The organism is Sediminicoccus rosea (assembly GCF_033547095.1).
Classification (GTDB): Bacteria; Pseudomonadota; Alphaproteobacteria; order Acetobacterales; family Acetobacteraceae; genus Roseococcus; species Roseococcus rosea.
Window position 1 is genome coordinate 2388871 of sequence record NZ_CP137852.1, and the last position, 13454, is coordinate 2402324.

General features: G+C 70.1%; 13 protein-coding genes. 4 read left to right on the top strand and 9 right to left on the bottom strand.

Features of this window, described 5'->3' with window-relative positions; translation table 11 throughout:
* Positions 1-133: 133 nt before the first annotated feature.
* Positions 134-1417: an amidase gene (locus R9Z33_RS11495; RefSeq protein ID WP_318651429.1), complete on the top strand. Its 1284-nt coding sequence runs from the start codon at positions 134-136 to the stop codon at positions 1415-1417.
* Between the two features lie 7 nt (positions 1418-1424).
* Here R9Z33_RS11495 and R9Z33_RS11500 read toward each other — a convergent pair whose 3' ends face one another.
* The 6 genes from R9Z33_RS11500 to R9Z33_RS11525 form a co-directional block, all read right to left on the bottom strand.
* Positions 1425-2498 (bottom strand): ABC transporter ATP-binding protein, encoded by a 1074-nt coding sequence (locus tag R9Z33_RS11500; RefSeq protein ID WP_318651430.1) that lies wholly within the window; start codon positions 2496-2498, stop codon positions 1425-1427.
* Positions 2485-3279, bottom strand: coding sequence for an ABC transporter permease (locus R9Z33_RS11505; protein ID WP_318651431.1), 795 nt, complete (start codon positions 3277-3279; stop codon positions 2485-2487). The genes R9Z33_RS11500 and R9Z33_RS11505 overlap by 14 nt, the downstream gene beginning before the upstream one ends.
* The gene (locus R9Z33_RS11510; protein ID WP_318651432.1) at positions 3276-4124 is read right to left on the bottom strand and encodes an ABC transporter permease; all 849 of its coding nucleotides are present in this window, start codon (positions 4122-4124) and stop codon (positions 3276-3278) included. Before R9Z33_RS11510 ends, R9Z33_RS11505 begins: the two co-directional genes overlap by 4 nt.
* A gap of 4 nt (positions 4125-4128) precedes the next feature.
* The gene (locus tag R9Z33_RS11515) at positions 4129-5169 is read right to left on the bottom strand and encodes an ABC transporter substrate-binding protein (RefSeq protein ID WP_318651433.1); all 1041 of its coding nucleotides are present in this window, start codon (positions 5167-5169) and stop codon (positions 4129-4131) included.
* Positions 5170-5256: 87 nt separating this feature from the next.
* Complete coding sequence (locus tag R9Z33_RS11520) at positions 5257-5673, bottom strand: RidA family protein (protein WP_318651434.1); 417 nt, start codon at positions 5671-5673, stop codon at positions 5257-5259.
* Positions 5673-7127, bottom strand: coding sequence for a 4-hydroxyphenylacetate 3-hydroxylase family protein (locus R9Z33_RS11525; RefSeq protein WP_318651435.1), 1455 nt, complete (start codon positions 7125-7127; stop codon positions 5673-5675). Before R9Z33_RS11525 ends, R9Z33_RS11520 begins: the two co-directional genes overlap by 1 nt.
* A 90-nt stretch (positions 7128-7217) precedes the next feature.
* On the opposite strand from R9Z33_RS11525, the gene R9Z33_RS11530 reads away from it, so the two are divergent.
* Positions 7218-8165: a LysR family transcriptional regulator gene (locus R9Z33_RS11530; RefSeq protein ID WP_318651436.1), complete on the top strand. Its 948-nt coding sequence runs from the start codon at positions 7218-7220 to the stop codon at positions 8163-8165.
* Here R9Z33_RS11530 and R9Z33_RS11535 read toward each other — a convergent pair.
* From R9Z33_RS11535 to R9Z33_RS11545, 3 genes are read right to left on the bottom strand one after another with little or no spacing between them, the layout of a single operon-like run.
* Positions 8138-9058: a 2-hydroxyacid dehydrogenase gene (locus R9Z33_RS11535; RefSeq protein WP_318651437.1), complete on the bottom strand. Its 921-nt coding sequence runs from the start codon at positions 9056-9058 to the stop codon at positions 8138-8140. The two genes, R9Z33_RS11530 and R9Z33_RS11535, sit on opposite strands and share 28 nt — an antisense overlap.
* Positions 9055-9489: a type II 3-dehydroquinate dehydratase gene (locus R9Z33_RS11540; RefSeq protein WP_318651438.1), complete on the bottom strand. Its 435-nt coding sequence runs from the start codon at positions 9487-9489 to the stop codon at positions 9055-9057. Before R9Z33_RS11540 ends, R9Z33_RS11535 begins: the two co-directional genes overlap by 4 nt.
* Positions 9486-10712 (bottom strand): metal-dependent hydrolase family protein, encoded by a 1227-nt coding sequence (locus R9Z33_RS11545; RefSeq protein WP_318651439.1) that lies wholly within the window; start codon positions 10710-10712, stop codon positions 9486-9488. The genes R9Z33_RS11540 and R9Z33_RS11545 overlap by 4 nt, the downstream gene beginning before the upstream one ends.
* Positions 10713-10832: 120 nt before the next feature.
* Between R9Z33_RS11545 and R9Z33_RS11550 the strand changes: the two genes are divergently transcribed.
* Together R9Z33_RS11550 and R9Z33_RS11555 are read left to right on the top strand one after the other, a co-directional pair.
* Positions 10833-11798, top strand: coding sequence for a Bug family tripartite tricarboxylate transporter substrate binding protein (locus R9Z33_RS11550; protein WP_318651440.1), 966 nt, complete (start codon positions 10833-10835; stop codon positions 11796-11798).
* A gap of 66 nt (positions 11799-11864) precedes the next feature.
* Entirely contained in the window at positions 11865-13427 is a 1563-nt protein-coding gene (locus R9Z33_RS11555; RefSeq protein ID WP_318651441.1) for an ABC transporter substrate-binding protein, read from the top strand.
* Positions 13428-13454: the final 27 nt, after the last annotated feature.

Genomic DNA, 13454 nt, shown 5'->3' on the forward strand with positions numbered 1-13454 from the left:
GCCGACCCCTCCGATCCGTTCCGGACGCAGGCTCGCAGATGCCACGCGAAAATCCAGCGGATTCACTGCGCGGTGTGGCCTGGACCGTGGCGCGCCATCGCGTCATCCTCCGGCGCCACAAGGAGTGGGCTGCATGAGCCATGTACGTGATCCCGGTCGTATCCGTGACCTTTCGGCCGCCATCGCCAGCGGCGCGCTGACCGCCGAGGCGCTGGTCCGCCGCTGCCTCGACCGCATCGCGGAGGTGGACGGCGCGGTGCAGGCCTGGATCGATGTGCTGGCGGGCGAGGCGCTGATCCAGGCCCGCGCCCTGGATGCCGAGCCGGTGAAGCGCGGCCCGCTGCACGGCATCCCCATCGCGGTGAAGGATGTGATCGACGTGCGCGGCCTGCAGACCCGTGCCTTCAGCCCCTCCCGCGCCGCCATCGCGCCGGCCAGCGCCGATGCGACGGCGATCGCGCATCTGCGCGCCGCGGGGGCCATCATCCTGGGCAAGGTCCATACGACGGAATACGCCTATTTCTCGCCCGCGCCGCCGACGCGCAACCCTTGGGACCTGACGCGCACGCCGGGCGGCTCCTCGGCCGGATCGGGCGCCGCGGTGGCCTCGGGCGCGGTGCCGCTGGCACTCGGCACGCAGACCGCGGGCTCGGTCAACCGGCCGGCGGCCTATACGGGGACGGGCGCCTTCAAGCCCTCCACCCTCTCCATCGGCGGCGTCGGCATCGTGCCGCTGGCACCCTCCTTCGACACGCTGGGCGCCTTCGGCCAGACCGCGCAGGACGCGGCCTGGCTCGCCGCCGGCTATGCGGCGGATCACCTGGGCCTCAGGCGCCCGCCCAGCGTCACGCCGCGCATCGTGGTGCTGCAGGACCCGATGATCGCGCGCCTCGTCCAACCCGGTACCGCCGCGCGGGTGGAGGCGCTGGCGCGTGGGCTGGAGGCGGCCGGCCTGCCGCTCGCCACCGCCGCCGCGCCGGTATCGCTGGAGGGCATCCTCGCCACCCATCGCCAGGTGCTGCTGGCCGAGGCCGGGCGCACCTATGCGACGCTGCCGCGCCACCAGGTCTCGCCGCGCCTCGCGGCCGACATTGACTCGGGCCTCGCCATCCCCGACCCCGTCTATCACGCGGCCCTGCGCGAGCTGGCGCGGGCGCGGGCCGCCTTCTGGGCCGGCTTCAGCCCGACCGACCTGCTGTTGCTGCCCGCCGCCCCCGATGTGGCGCCGGCCGATGGCACGACGGGCGATCCTTCCTTCGTCATCCCGATGACGGCGCTGGGCGGGCCCATCGCCACGCTGCGCGCGGGGCTCGATGGCGGGCTGCCGGTGGGCGCGCTGCTCTGCGCCGCCCCCGGCGCCGATGCGCGGCTCGCCGGCTTCCTCTTCTCCGAACTGGCGACCGAGCTGGACCTCTGACCGAGCGTCAGGCCGGGAAGGCCACCGGCCGCGCGCCGGCGAAACCCACCCGCAGGGGGGCGCCGACCGGCCAGCGCGCCATCGCCGCCTGGCCGGGCAGGCGCAGCATCAGCCGCCCGGCCGCGCCGCATTCCACCACCAGCTCCGCACGGTCTCCCAGATAGGCGCGGCTGATGACGGTGCCATCCAGCCCGGGACCGTCCTCGATCGGGTGCAGGTCCTCCGGCCGCAGATAGACCGAGAGGGCGGCGCCGGGTGGCGCATCGCCGAGCGTCTCGGCGGGCACGGTGAAGGCGAGGCCGGCCGCCTCCACCTGAGCCTGCGCGCCATCGCGCGCGACCAGGCGGCCGGGCAGCACCGTCGCATCGCCGATGAAGCCCGCGACGAAGGGATGCGCGGGGCGGCCATAGATCACCTCGGGCGTGTCGAGCTGGAGGATGCGCCCCTCGGACATGACGGCCACGCGGTCCGACATGGACATGGCCTCGCCCTGGTCATGCGTCACGAAGATAGTGGTGACGCCGAGACGGCGCTGGATCTCCTTCAGCTCGAGCTGCATCTCGGTGCGGAGATTGCGGTCGAGCGCGGAGAAGGGCTCGTCCAGCAGCAGGAGGCGCGGGCGGATGACCAGCGCGCGGGCCAGGGCCACGCGCTGCTGCTGCCCGCCCGAGAGCTGCTTCGGCCGCCGCGCCGCCATGGCGGAGAGGCGAACGAGGCCGAGCGCCTCGGTGACGCGCGCCGCTTCCTCGGTTCGGGGAATGCCGCGCGCGCGCAACCCGTAGCCGACATTGCGCGCCACATCCATGTGCGGGAACAGCGCATAGGACTGGAACACCATGCCGAGGTCGCGTTCCCAGACCGGCAGGGTGGTGACGAGCTTGCCGCCGATGAAGATCTCGCCCGCATCGGCCTCCAGGAAGCCCGCGATGAGGTTGAGCAGCGTGGTCTTGCCGCAGCCCGAGGGGCCGAGCAGCGTGACGAACTCGCCATCCTGGACCTTCAGCCAGGCCTCGTGCAGCGCGGTGACGGCGCCGAAGCGCCTGGTGACGCCCTCCAGGCGCAGGGCATCAGTTGCGGCCATCTTCAGTCCCCAGGATGCGGCCAAGGCCAAGGAAGCGGTTGGCGATGACGAGCACGATGGTCGTCAGCAGGATGTAGAGCGCCGAGATCGCCGCCATGGAGGGGTCGGCATATTCGCGCACGTAGTTGTACATCGCGACCGGCAGCGTCTGCGTACGCTGCGAGGTGACGAAGAGCGAGGCGGTGAATTCGTTGAAGGAGAGGATGGCGGCGAAGAGCCAGCCGCCAGCGAGGCCGGGCGCGAGGGCTGGCAGCGTCACCGTCCAGATCACCCGGCCGGGCCGGGCGCCGAGCGAGAGCGCGGCCTGCTCCAGCCTGGGATCGATGTTCTTCAGCGAGACATAGAGGCTGCGCAGCACGAAGGGCAGCACGAGGACGACATGCGCGAGGATGACCACCGGCCAGCCGCGCGACTGGCCGAGCTGGGCCGCGAGGATGAGCGCGCCGAGGCCGATGGTGAAATGCGGGATGGCGAGTGGGGCCAGCAGCAGCGCCTCCAGCGTTGCCTTGCCGCGGAACTGGTAGCGGTCCATCGCATAGGCGGCCATGCTGCCGATGATCACCGACAGCGTGGAGGCGATGGCGGCGACGAAGACGCTGTGCGCGAAGCCCGTGCGGAAATCCTCGTAGTTCAGCGCGCGCTCGAACCAGCGCCAGGAGAAGCCCTGGGGCGGGAAAGCGATGATGGCCCGGGCCTCGAAGGCCGCGATGATGGCGACCAGGGCTGGCATCAGCACGAAGGCCAGCAGCAGCAGGACGAGCAGGCGGAAGGCCAGGATCACGTGAGCCCCACCTTGTGCAGCGGCCGCAGCAGCAGCCGGAAGCCCGCGAGCGCGACGGCCGTCAGCACCAGCCCGGCGACCGAGAGGGCGGCCGCGAAGGGAAAGTTGAAGGAGGCGAAGCCCAGCGAATAGACGAGGTTGGAGACCATGTTCACCCGCCCGCCGCCGATCAGCTGCGGGGTCGCGAAGGCCGAGAAGGTCCAGGCGAAGCCGGTGGTCAGCCCCGCGATGATGCCGGGCATGGAGAGCGGCAGCGTGACCGTCCAGAAGACGCGCAGGGGCCGGGCGCCAAGTGCCGCGGCCGCGCGTTCGAGGTCGCGATCAATATGCGCGATGGCGGCGGCCAGCATGATGACCACCACGGGCAGGGTGACATGCACCAGCGCCACCACGACGCCAAGCCGCGTGAAGAGCAGCGGGATGGGCGCGTCGATCAGGCCGAGCGCCATGAGCGAGCCGTTCACGAAGCCGCGATTGCCGAGCACGATGATCCAGGCATAGGTGCGGATCACCTCGCCCAGGAAGAGCGGTGTCACCGAGATGATGAGGATGGCGGACTTCACATAGGGGTTGCGCGCCCGCACCAGCGCGAGCGCCAAGGGATAGCCCGCGAGAAGGGCGAGGACCGCCGTCAGGAAGCAGAGCTTCACCGTGTCGAAGAAGACGCCCGCATAGAGCGGCTTCATCATCTCGCGGAAGTTCTGGAGTGTGAATCCGCCCGGCTGCAATTCGCCCGGGATGAAGGCCAGGAAGGCGTATTGCAGCACCGCCGCCATGGCGAGCAGGAAGCCCGCCGCGACCAGCGCGGCGGGGGAGATGAACCAGAAGAGGAAAGGGCGCCGCACCGCTTCAGCGCGCGATGATGTTCTCCTGGAACCAGCGGCGCCATTCATTGGTCTTCTCGGCGCGGAGGCGGTGATCGATGATCAGCGCCTGGGTGCGCCACTGCTCGGGCGTGGTGAAGACGCCCGGCAGTGCGGCCACCGCCGGGTCCAGCACCGCATTCGTCACCGTCGGGCTGCCCTTCTTGTCGGCGGCGATCGCGGCCTGGACCTGCGGGTCGAGGCAGGTGTTCACGAACTGATAGGCCAGCTCCTGCCGGCGGCTGCCGCGCATGATGGAGACGCAGTCCACGCCCAGCACCGCGCCCTCGCGCGGGATGGCGAGGCGCACATTCACGCCCTGGGACGCCATGTGGTGCGCGTTCATCGAGAGGATGACCTGCACCGGCGTCTCGCCACTCGCGATCAGCTGCTGGCTGTTCGCGTCATTCGTGTAGAAGGCGCGGAAATTCGGGCGCAGCGCGCGCAGCCGGGCCTGGCCGCGCTCCCAGGTGGAGGCATCGCCGCCTTCCAGGATCGCGGCGACGACGATGATGTGCGAGGGGTCGAAATCGGGCGCGGCCAGCTTGTTGGCGAGCGCGGGCGACCAGAGATCGGCCCAGGAGCCGAAGCTGACGCCCGGCAGCAGGTCCGGCCGGTAGCCGATGGTGTAGACATAGGCCCAGGTGCCGATATGGCCGGGGCTGATCCGCGCCTGGTCCACCAGGTTGCGCGCATTGGGGATGCGCGACATGTCCAGCGTCTCGAACAGATTGTCGTTCTGGTAGAGCCAGCCGATATGCGAGGTGGTGAAGTTCAGGTCGCTCTCGGGATTGCCGCGGGCGAGGCGGGCGCGGTTCAGCCGGTCGATCGTGCCGCCGGTCTGGAACTCGACGGTCGCGCCGGTATCGGCGGTGAATTTCCGCGCGATGATGTTCTGCACCATGTCCCGCCAGGAACCGCCCCAGACGGAGACGGAGATGCGGTTGGCCTGGGCATTGGCGATGGCGGGGGCCGCAAGCAGTCCGGTGCCCAAAAGGGCAGCTTGGCGGCGGGAAACCTGAACCATGATCCGTCTCCTTCTCCGATTGTGAGGTGGGTTAAGCAAGTGCCATGCCGCGCGACTGCGGCAGGGCCAGGTCTCAACGCCATCCCGTCACGGGGAGGCGGGAATCTCCGCGATGATGTCGATCTCCATCATGTACTCGGGCTTGGCCAACCCGTTCACGATGATGCCGGTGCTGACGGGAAAGACGCCCTTCAGCCACTTGCCGATCACGCGATAGACAGGCTCGCGATAGGCGCGGTCGGTGATGTAGATCACGATCTTGCACACATGGCTGAGGTCGGAGCCTGCCTCCTTCAGCAGGATTTCCGCGCAGCGCATGGCGTTCTCGGCCTGGGCCGCGGGGTCGCCGATGCCGACGATCCTGCCCTCCAGGTCCATCGCGGTCTGGCCGCGCAGATAGACGGTGTTGCCCGCGCGCACCGCCATGCACACGTCATTGTCGAGCGACTGCTCGGGGTAGGCGTCCTTCGTGTTGAAGGGGCGGATGCGGGTGTGTGTCGGCATCAGTGCTTCTTCCCGCCCAGAACGCGCTCGGACAGGCCCGCGCTGTTGCGCACGAAGTCGAGCGGGCCGGAGAAGTCGAAGCTCTTGTACACGGCAGCCAGGTGGTTGAAGTGCGGCGCCTGCGCGAATTGCACGAAAGCGAGGCGATGGCCTGCATAATCGCTGTTCAGCAGGTCCCGCGCGAAGGCCAGCAGCTTGCGGCGATCCTCGGCCCCCCATTCCTTGTTCAGCGTGTAGAATTTCTGCAGCCAGTTGCCGGCGCCGCCCTCGAACTGCACGGAATCCGGCGTCACGCAGATCTGCCCGCCGATCAGCTCGCGCGCCGCATGCATCATCACCGGCAGCTGCGAGCAGGCGAGCACGCGCCCGGCATAGAGGATGGACTGGTTGGGCATGAGCAGCCCCGCCGGCGAACGCTCGGCGAGCGCGATCGCCGCCGTCAGATGCGCGCGGATGCCCTCGCGGTAGCAGACGAGGTCGGCCAGCTTCTCCTGCACCGATTGCAGCTTCTCGAGGCCGGTCTGCTTCGCGTTCCACATGGCCGCGCCGATCATCATGTCGGCCACGTAGAGCACGCGCAGCACATAGGGGAAGGCGCTGTAGCGGTGCAGCGTGGCGCGCACCTGCTGGGCGGCGGCGGTGTGGCGGTAGAAGAACACATCCTCCCAAGGGATCAGCACGTCGTCGAAGACGCAGAGCGCCTCCACCTCGTCGAAGCGAGAGGCGAGGGGGATGTCGGCCGCGGTGCCCTTGGTGGCGAAGGGCGCGCGGCAGATGTGCTTCACGCCCGGCGCGCCCATCTTCACGATGCAGCCGACGGCGTGGATGCTCTCCTTCTCATCGGTCCAGGCGCCGACGGTCGGCTTGAGATAGGCCTGGTCCGCATAGGCCGAGGCCGTCTCGAACTTGGCGCCGCGGATGATGATGCCGGCATCCGTCTCGCGCACCACGCGGATCATCATGTCCGGGTCGCGCTGGTCGATCGGCAGCGAGCGATCGCCCTTGGGGTCGGTGTTGGCGGAGACGTGGAAGATGTCCTTCTCCACGACGCGGCGGATGTGGCGGTCGATGTTGTCGGCGAAGCGCGGGTCGATCTGCGCGAGCACGTCCCGGCCATCCTGCAGCGACCACATCTCGCCCACCGTCTCGTCGCCGAGGCGCGTCGCGACGCCGCCGATATCCTTCATCAGCAGGTCCACGCTGGCCCATTTGCGGTGCCAGTCCTCCTGCGTGGTGGGGGGCTGCTGGAAGACGCTGTGGCGCTCGTTGTTCTCGACGTAGGTCAGCGCGTCCTGGTGCTGTTCCTCATGCGCCATGTCGTACATGCGCGCCTTCACATCCACGATGGGCTTGAGGGCCGGGTGCGTCGTCACGTCCTTGACGCGCTCGCCATCGATCCAGACCTCACGGCCGTCGCGCAGCCCCTCGCGATACTGGTTGCCGGTACGGATCATGGGTCAGCTCCCCTGTTGGCGCACGCACCTTGCGGGAAAGGGAAGCATCGGGGAAATATCTTGTTCCGAGCTTTGGCATAGGAAAAGCCGATGCAGATCGCCAGCCTCTCGCTGCGCTCCCTGCGCTACCTCGTGGCGGTGGCCGATGCCGGCTCGGTCACCGGGGCGGCGCGGCGGCTGCATGTCTCCCAGCCCTCGATCTCCGAGGCCGTGGCGGCGCTGGAGGCGGAACTCGGCGTGGCCCTGCTGCTGCGCCACCACGCGCGCGGCGTGACGCTGACGCCCGCCGGCAGCCGCGTGGTGGCGGAGGCGCGCCTGCTGCTGCGCCATGCCGAGGATTTCGTCCATGCCGCCGCCTCGCTCGGCGCGGAAGCGGTGGGCGAGGTCTCCATGGGCTGCTTCCTGACGCTGGCACCGCGCTACCTGCCCGCGCTGCTGGCCGGTCTCGGCCGCGACATCCCGGGCCTCTCGGTGCGCGTGGAGGAGGGGGACCATGGCGAGATGCTCGCGGGGCTGGAAGCCGGCCGCACCGAGATCGCGCTCACCTATGACTTCGACATGCCGCCGGGGCTGACCGTCACCCCCATCGCGCAGCTCGCCCCCGTCGCGGTGCTCCCGGCGCGGCATCGGCTCGCGCGGGGCGCCCGGGTGCGCCTCGCCGACCTCGTGGAGGAACCCTTCCTCCTGCTCGACCTGCCGCATTCGCGCGACTACTTCGCCGGGATCTTCCGCGCCGCCGGCCTCACGCCCCGCATCGCCTTCCGCTCGCGCAGCCAGGAATTGCTCCGCGGCCTGGTCGGCAACGGCCTGGGCTGGACCATCCAGAATGTGCAGCCCGAGAGCCCCTACGCGATTGACGGCACGCGCATCACCTCACTGCCGCTCGATGCCGGCCTGCCCGCCGTGCGCCTCGTCCTGGCCGCCGCCCCGGGCCCGGCCAGCCGCCCGGCCGTGCGGGCGCTGGCGCGCTACATCGAGGCCGCCTTCCAGAAGGGTGGCGTCTTCGATGCTCAGTATCCCCGCGCCGGGTCCACCTGATGCAGTGGCGCCTCGCCGCGCAGCACGCGGCGAATGCTCTCGGCCACATCGGCCGCCGCCGCCTCGGGGATGGTGATGGAGGCGAGATGCGGCGTCAGCCGCACATTTTCCATCGCCCAGAAGGGATGGCCGGCGGGAAGGGGGCTCTGCTGGAACACATCCAGCGTCGCCTCCGCGATGTGTCCTGAGCGCAGCGCGTCGAGCAGCGCATCCTCATCCAGCAGCGCGCCGCGCGCGACGTTGATCAGGTTCGCCCCGCGCGGCATCTGCGCGAGTTGCGCGGCCCCGATCAAGCCGCGCGTCGCCGGCGTCAGCGGCAGCAGCATCACCAGCGTATCGGCCTCGGCCAGCGCGGTGGCGAAGCCCGCCTCGCCATGCAGGCAGCGCACGCCCGGGATGGTCTTGGGTGTCCGCGCCCAGCCGGTCACGGCATAGCCCATCCCGGCCAGCGCGGCCGCGGCGGCGCCGCCCAGCTCGCCCAGCCCCAGCACCGAGACGCGATGCGTGTGCAGCGCGCGCGGATGGATGTAGCGCCATTCCCCCGCCCGCTGCGCGCGCTCGAACAGGTGGAAATCCCGCGCATAGCGCGTCACGGCATAGGTGACGTAGCTGCACATCAGCCGCACCATGCCGGGGTCGTTCAGCCGGCTGATGGGCAGCGGTGGCAGGTCATCCCGTGCCACCAGCGCATCCACCCCCGCGCCGAGATTCACCACCAGCTTCAGGTCGCGGAAGCCCGCGAAGTATCCAGGCGGCGGCTTCCAGGCGAGCGCGGCCACCACGCCCTCGGGCGGCCCGCCCACGCGCAATTCCAGCTCGGGCAGATGCGCCCGCAGCGCACGCTCCCACGCCACCGGGTCGTCATGCTCGGAATGGAAGGCGACAGGGATCACGTGCGGCATAGGTCCACCATCGCCTGGATCGCGAGCTCGTAGCCGAGCGGCCCCAGCCCGCAGATGCTGCCCACCGCCGCCTTGGACGTATAGGTCTTGTTCCGGAACGGCTCGCGCCGGTGGATGTTGGACATGTGCACCTCGATGACTGGCCCGTCGAAGGTCAGCAGCGCGTCCATCACGGCGATGGAGGTGTAGGAGAGGCCCGCCGCATTGATGATGACGCCCTGCATCACGCCGCGCGCCTGCTGGATCCAGGTGATGATCTCGCCCTCATCCTGGCTCTGGCGAAAATCCAGCTCCGCATCGAGGCTTGCCGCCTTGCGCTGGCAGCGCGCCGCGATGTCGCCGAAGGTCTCGCGCCCATAGGTCCCGGAGGGATCGAGCCCGTAGAGATTGGCGTTCGGCCCGTTGATGAAGAGCAACCTCACGGCAGCTGATTCTTCACAAAGCGCCCGCCCTGCATGATCGCCGGCAGATGCGCGCCCTGTTCGGTCAGCAGGGCCAGGTCCGCCAGCGGGTCGCCCTCCACCACGACCAGGTCGGCCAGCGCGCCCGGCGCGATCACGCCGAGCCGCCCCTCCTGCCGCAACAGCTTCGCCGCATGGCTGGTGGCGCTGCGCAGGATCTCGGCCGCCGGCAGCACCTCGCGCCGGATCAGGAATTCCTCGGACTGGCGGCGATGCATGGGGCCCAGCAGGTCGGTCCCGAAGGCCATCATCAGCCCGGCCTTCTGCATCCGCTCCAGCGATTCCAGCCCAGCGAGGCGCACATCGTCGATCTTCGCGACACTTTCGGGCCCGAGGCCGAGGGAGGCGCCCTCCTCCTTCAGCGCCTGGTAGGTGACGAGCGTCGGGCAGGCGATGGCGCCCGCCGCCGCGGCCTCGCGCGCCGTGGCCTCGGTGATCAGGTTGCAATGCTCCAGGCTCAGCACGCCGCAGCGCACCGCGCGGGCGATGGCCGCATCCGTGTAGAGATGCGCGGCCACATAGGTCTGCGCCATCTCGGCCTCTTCGACCGCGGCGCGCAATTCGCTCTCGGAGAAGCCAAAGAAGGCGATGGGATCGGACGGCGAGGCCACGCCGCCATTGGCCATCAGCTTGATGTAGTCGGCGCCGCCCTTGATCTCCTCTCGGGCCGCGCGGCGCACCTCGTCCACCCCGTCCACGAGGCGCCCGAGCGAGCCGAGCCGCGCCGCGAAGAAGCCGAAATCCCGCGTATCCGCCCGGCCGCGGAAGTCGCAATGCCCGCCCGTCTGCGACAGCGCCTTGCCGCAGAGCGACAGGCGCGAGCCGGTGAACAGCCCTTCCTCCCAGGCCATCCGCAGCCCGAGCGTGGCGCCGCCCAGGTCGCGCACCGTGGTGAAGCCGCGCATCAGCATCTCATGCATCAGCTTGCCGGCGCGATAGGCCACCACCGCATCCGGCAGCATGGCATTGGCCGCGATATTGGCGAGCGAGGCGACGACATGGACGTGGCAATCGATCAGCCCCGGCATCAGCGTCCGACCGGCCAGGTCCAGCCGCGTGGCGGCGGAGGCGATCGGCCGGTCGGAGACCTCGCGGATCACCTCGCCCTCCACCAGCACCGACATGCCGGGCATGGCCGCCTCGGCGAAGCCGTCCCACAGGCGCGCATTCTCGAACAGGATCATCAGGGGCCCTCCAGCCCGGCACTCAAGACGCTTCGCGGGCCGGTGTGAAGCGGGAACGCCCTTGCATCGCCCCCCGCATTGTGATGCATGACGGTCCGTTCATGATTTGGAGAGCTTCCCATGCTGACCCGCCGCGCCGCCCTGGTCGCCGCCCCCGTGCTGGCGACCCCCGCCTTGGCGCAGGGCAGCTTCCCGGACCGGCCGGTCCGCATGCTGGTGGGCTTCGCCGCCGGCGGCCTGACCGACGTGACGGCCCGCGCGCTCGCCCAGGGCATGAGCGAGGCGGTGGGGCAGCCCGTCGTGGTCGAGAATCGCCCGGGCGCCGCCGGCAACCTCGCCAGCGAGCAGGCGGCCCGCGCACCGGCCGATGGCTACACCCTCCTCATGGCCTATTGCGGCCAGGTCACGATCAACCCGCACACCTATGGCAACCTCTCCTTCGACCCGCTGCGCGACCTGACCGGCATCACCCGCGTCTCCCGCACCGATGTGGCGCTGGTGGCGCATCCCTCGTTCCCGGCCAATGACCTGCAGGGCGTGATCGCCGAGGCGCGCCGCCAGCCCGGCGTGCTGAACTACGCGACGGCCGGCAATGGCAGCCTGCTGCACGTGATCGGGGAATTGCTGCAGCGCCGCACCAACACGCAGATGCAGGGCGTGCATTTCCGTGGTTCCGCCGCCGCCATCCCCGAGGTGCTGGCCGGCCGCATCCCGCTGCTGATTGATCCGGTGCCGACCGTGGCCGAGCATGTCCGCGCCGGCCGCCTCAAGGCGCTGACCGTCTTCGCCGAGGCGCGCAGCCCGCTGCTGCCCAACGTGCCGACGGCGGCCGAGAGCGGCCTGCCCGATTTCGCCTTCGACAATTGGTTCGGCCTGCTGGCCCCCTCGGCCACGCCGCCCGCCCTGGTCGAGCGCCTCTCCGCCGTGGCCGGCCAGGTGCTGCGCCAGCCGGCCATGGTGGAGCGCATGACGGGGCAGGGCATCATTCCGGCGCCGACCACGCCGGCCGAGGTGCAGCGCCTGCTGTCGAACGAATCCCGCGTCTTCGGCGAGGTGATCCGCGCCGCCAACATCCGGGCCGACTGATCCCGCTGGACAGGCCGCGGCCTGACCAGCATCTTGCCCAACCGTCATTTCCTGGGAGAAACCCTCATGCGCAAGTTCTCGTGGCGCGCGGCCCTGCTCGGCGGCGCCCTCGCCCTCGCCACCTTGTCGCCCGCTTCGGCCACCACCTTCACCTGGGCGACCGCGAACGACATCCTGGGCCTCGACCCGCATGCCAACAATCATGGCGTCACCAACGCCATGAAGAGCAACATGTATGAGCCGCTGGTCCGGCGCGAGGCCGATGGCTCGCTGCGCCCGGCACTCGCCGAGCGCTGGGAGACGCCGAGCCCCACGACCTGGCGCTTCCACCTCGTGCGCGGCGTGCGCTTCCATGGCGGCCAGCCCTTCACCGCGGCCGATGTGCTCTACAGCCTGGACCGCGTCCGCCAGAACGACATGGCCTATACCGTCGCCTCCATCACGGCGGCGCGTGCCATTGACGACCACACGGTCGAGTTCGACACGCGCGGGCCGAACCCGATCCTGCTGCAGGACCTCACGCTGTTCTTCATCATGAACCGCGCCTGGGTCGAGCAGAACAACGCCTTCGCCGTCGCCCGCGCCGGCCAGGCGGGCGCGACCAACAGCTTCGTCCAGCTCAACGCCAATGGCACCGGCCCCTTCCGGCTGGTGGAGCGCCTGGCCGATGAGCGCACGGTGCTGGTGCCCAACCCCGACTACCGCGAGCGGCTGGAGCACGGCATCACCCGCGCCGTCTTCCGCCCCGTGGCCAGCGCGCCGACCCGCGTCGCCGCCCTGCTGAGCCGCGAGCTCGACCTCATGTACCACGTGCCGCTGCAGGACATCCCGCGCGTGCAGAACGCGCCCGGCATCCGCCTGATCCAGGGGCCGACGGCGCGCACCATCTACCTCGCCATGGACGTGACGCGCCCCGAGAGCCTGGAGGCCCCCGGCACGCCGAACCACATGCGCGACGTGCGGGTGCGCCGCGCCATGTACCAGGCGATCGACATGGAGACGATCCGCCGCGTCGTGCTGCGCAACTCCACCACCGCGGCGGGCCTGCCCATCGCACCGCCCGTCGGCGGCTTCGACGCCGAGGCCAACCAGCGCTTCCCCTTCGACGTGGAGGCTTCGCGCCGCCTGCTGGCCGAAGCGGGTGCGACCAACTTCCGCGTGGCGCTGGGCTGCCCCAACAACCGCTACGTGAATGACGAGGCGATCTGCCAGTCGGTCGTCGCCATGCTGCAGCGCGCCGGCATCCAGGCGCGGCTCGATGCCATGCCCTTCGGCCGCTTCCTGCAGCGCGGCGCCAACCGGGAGTTCCAGTTCTGGCTGCTGGGCTGGACGCCGGGCAATTTCGACATCACGAACCCGGGGCGTGAGCTGCTGGGCGAGGGTAGCTTCAACTGGGGCGGCTTCCAGGATGCCGAAATGGCGCGGCTGCTGGGTGAGATCGGCGTCGAGTCCAACCAGGCCCGCCGCCAGGAACTGGCCCGCGCCTATTGGGCCCGCTTCCGCGAGCTGGTGCCGATGATCCCGCTGCACCAGGAGCCGCAGATGTTCGGCGTGCGCGAGACGGTGGCCGACTTCCAGATGCGCGTCTCCGAGGATCTGGAGCTGCGCGGCGTCCGCATGCGGCGCTGATCCGGGCGGGGGGCTCCGGCCCCCCCC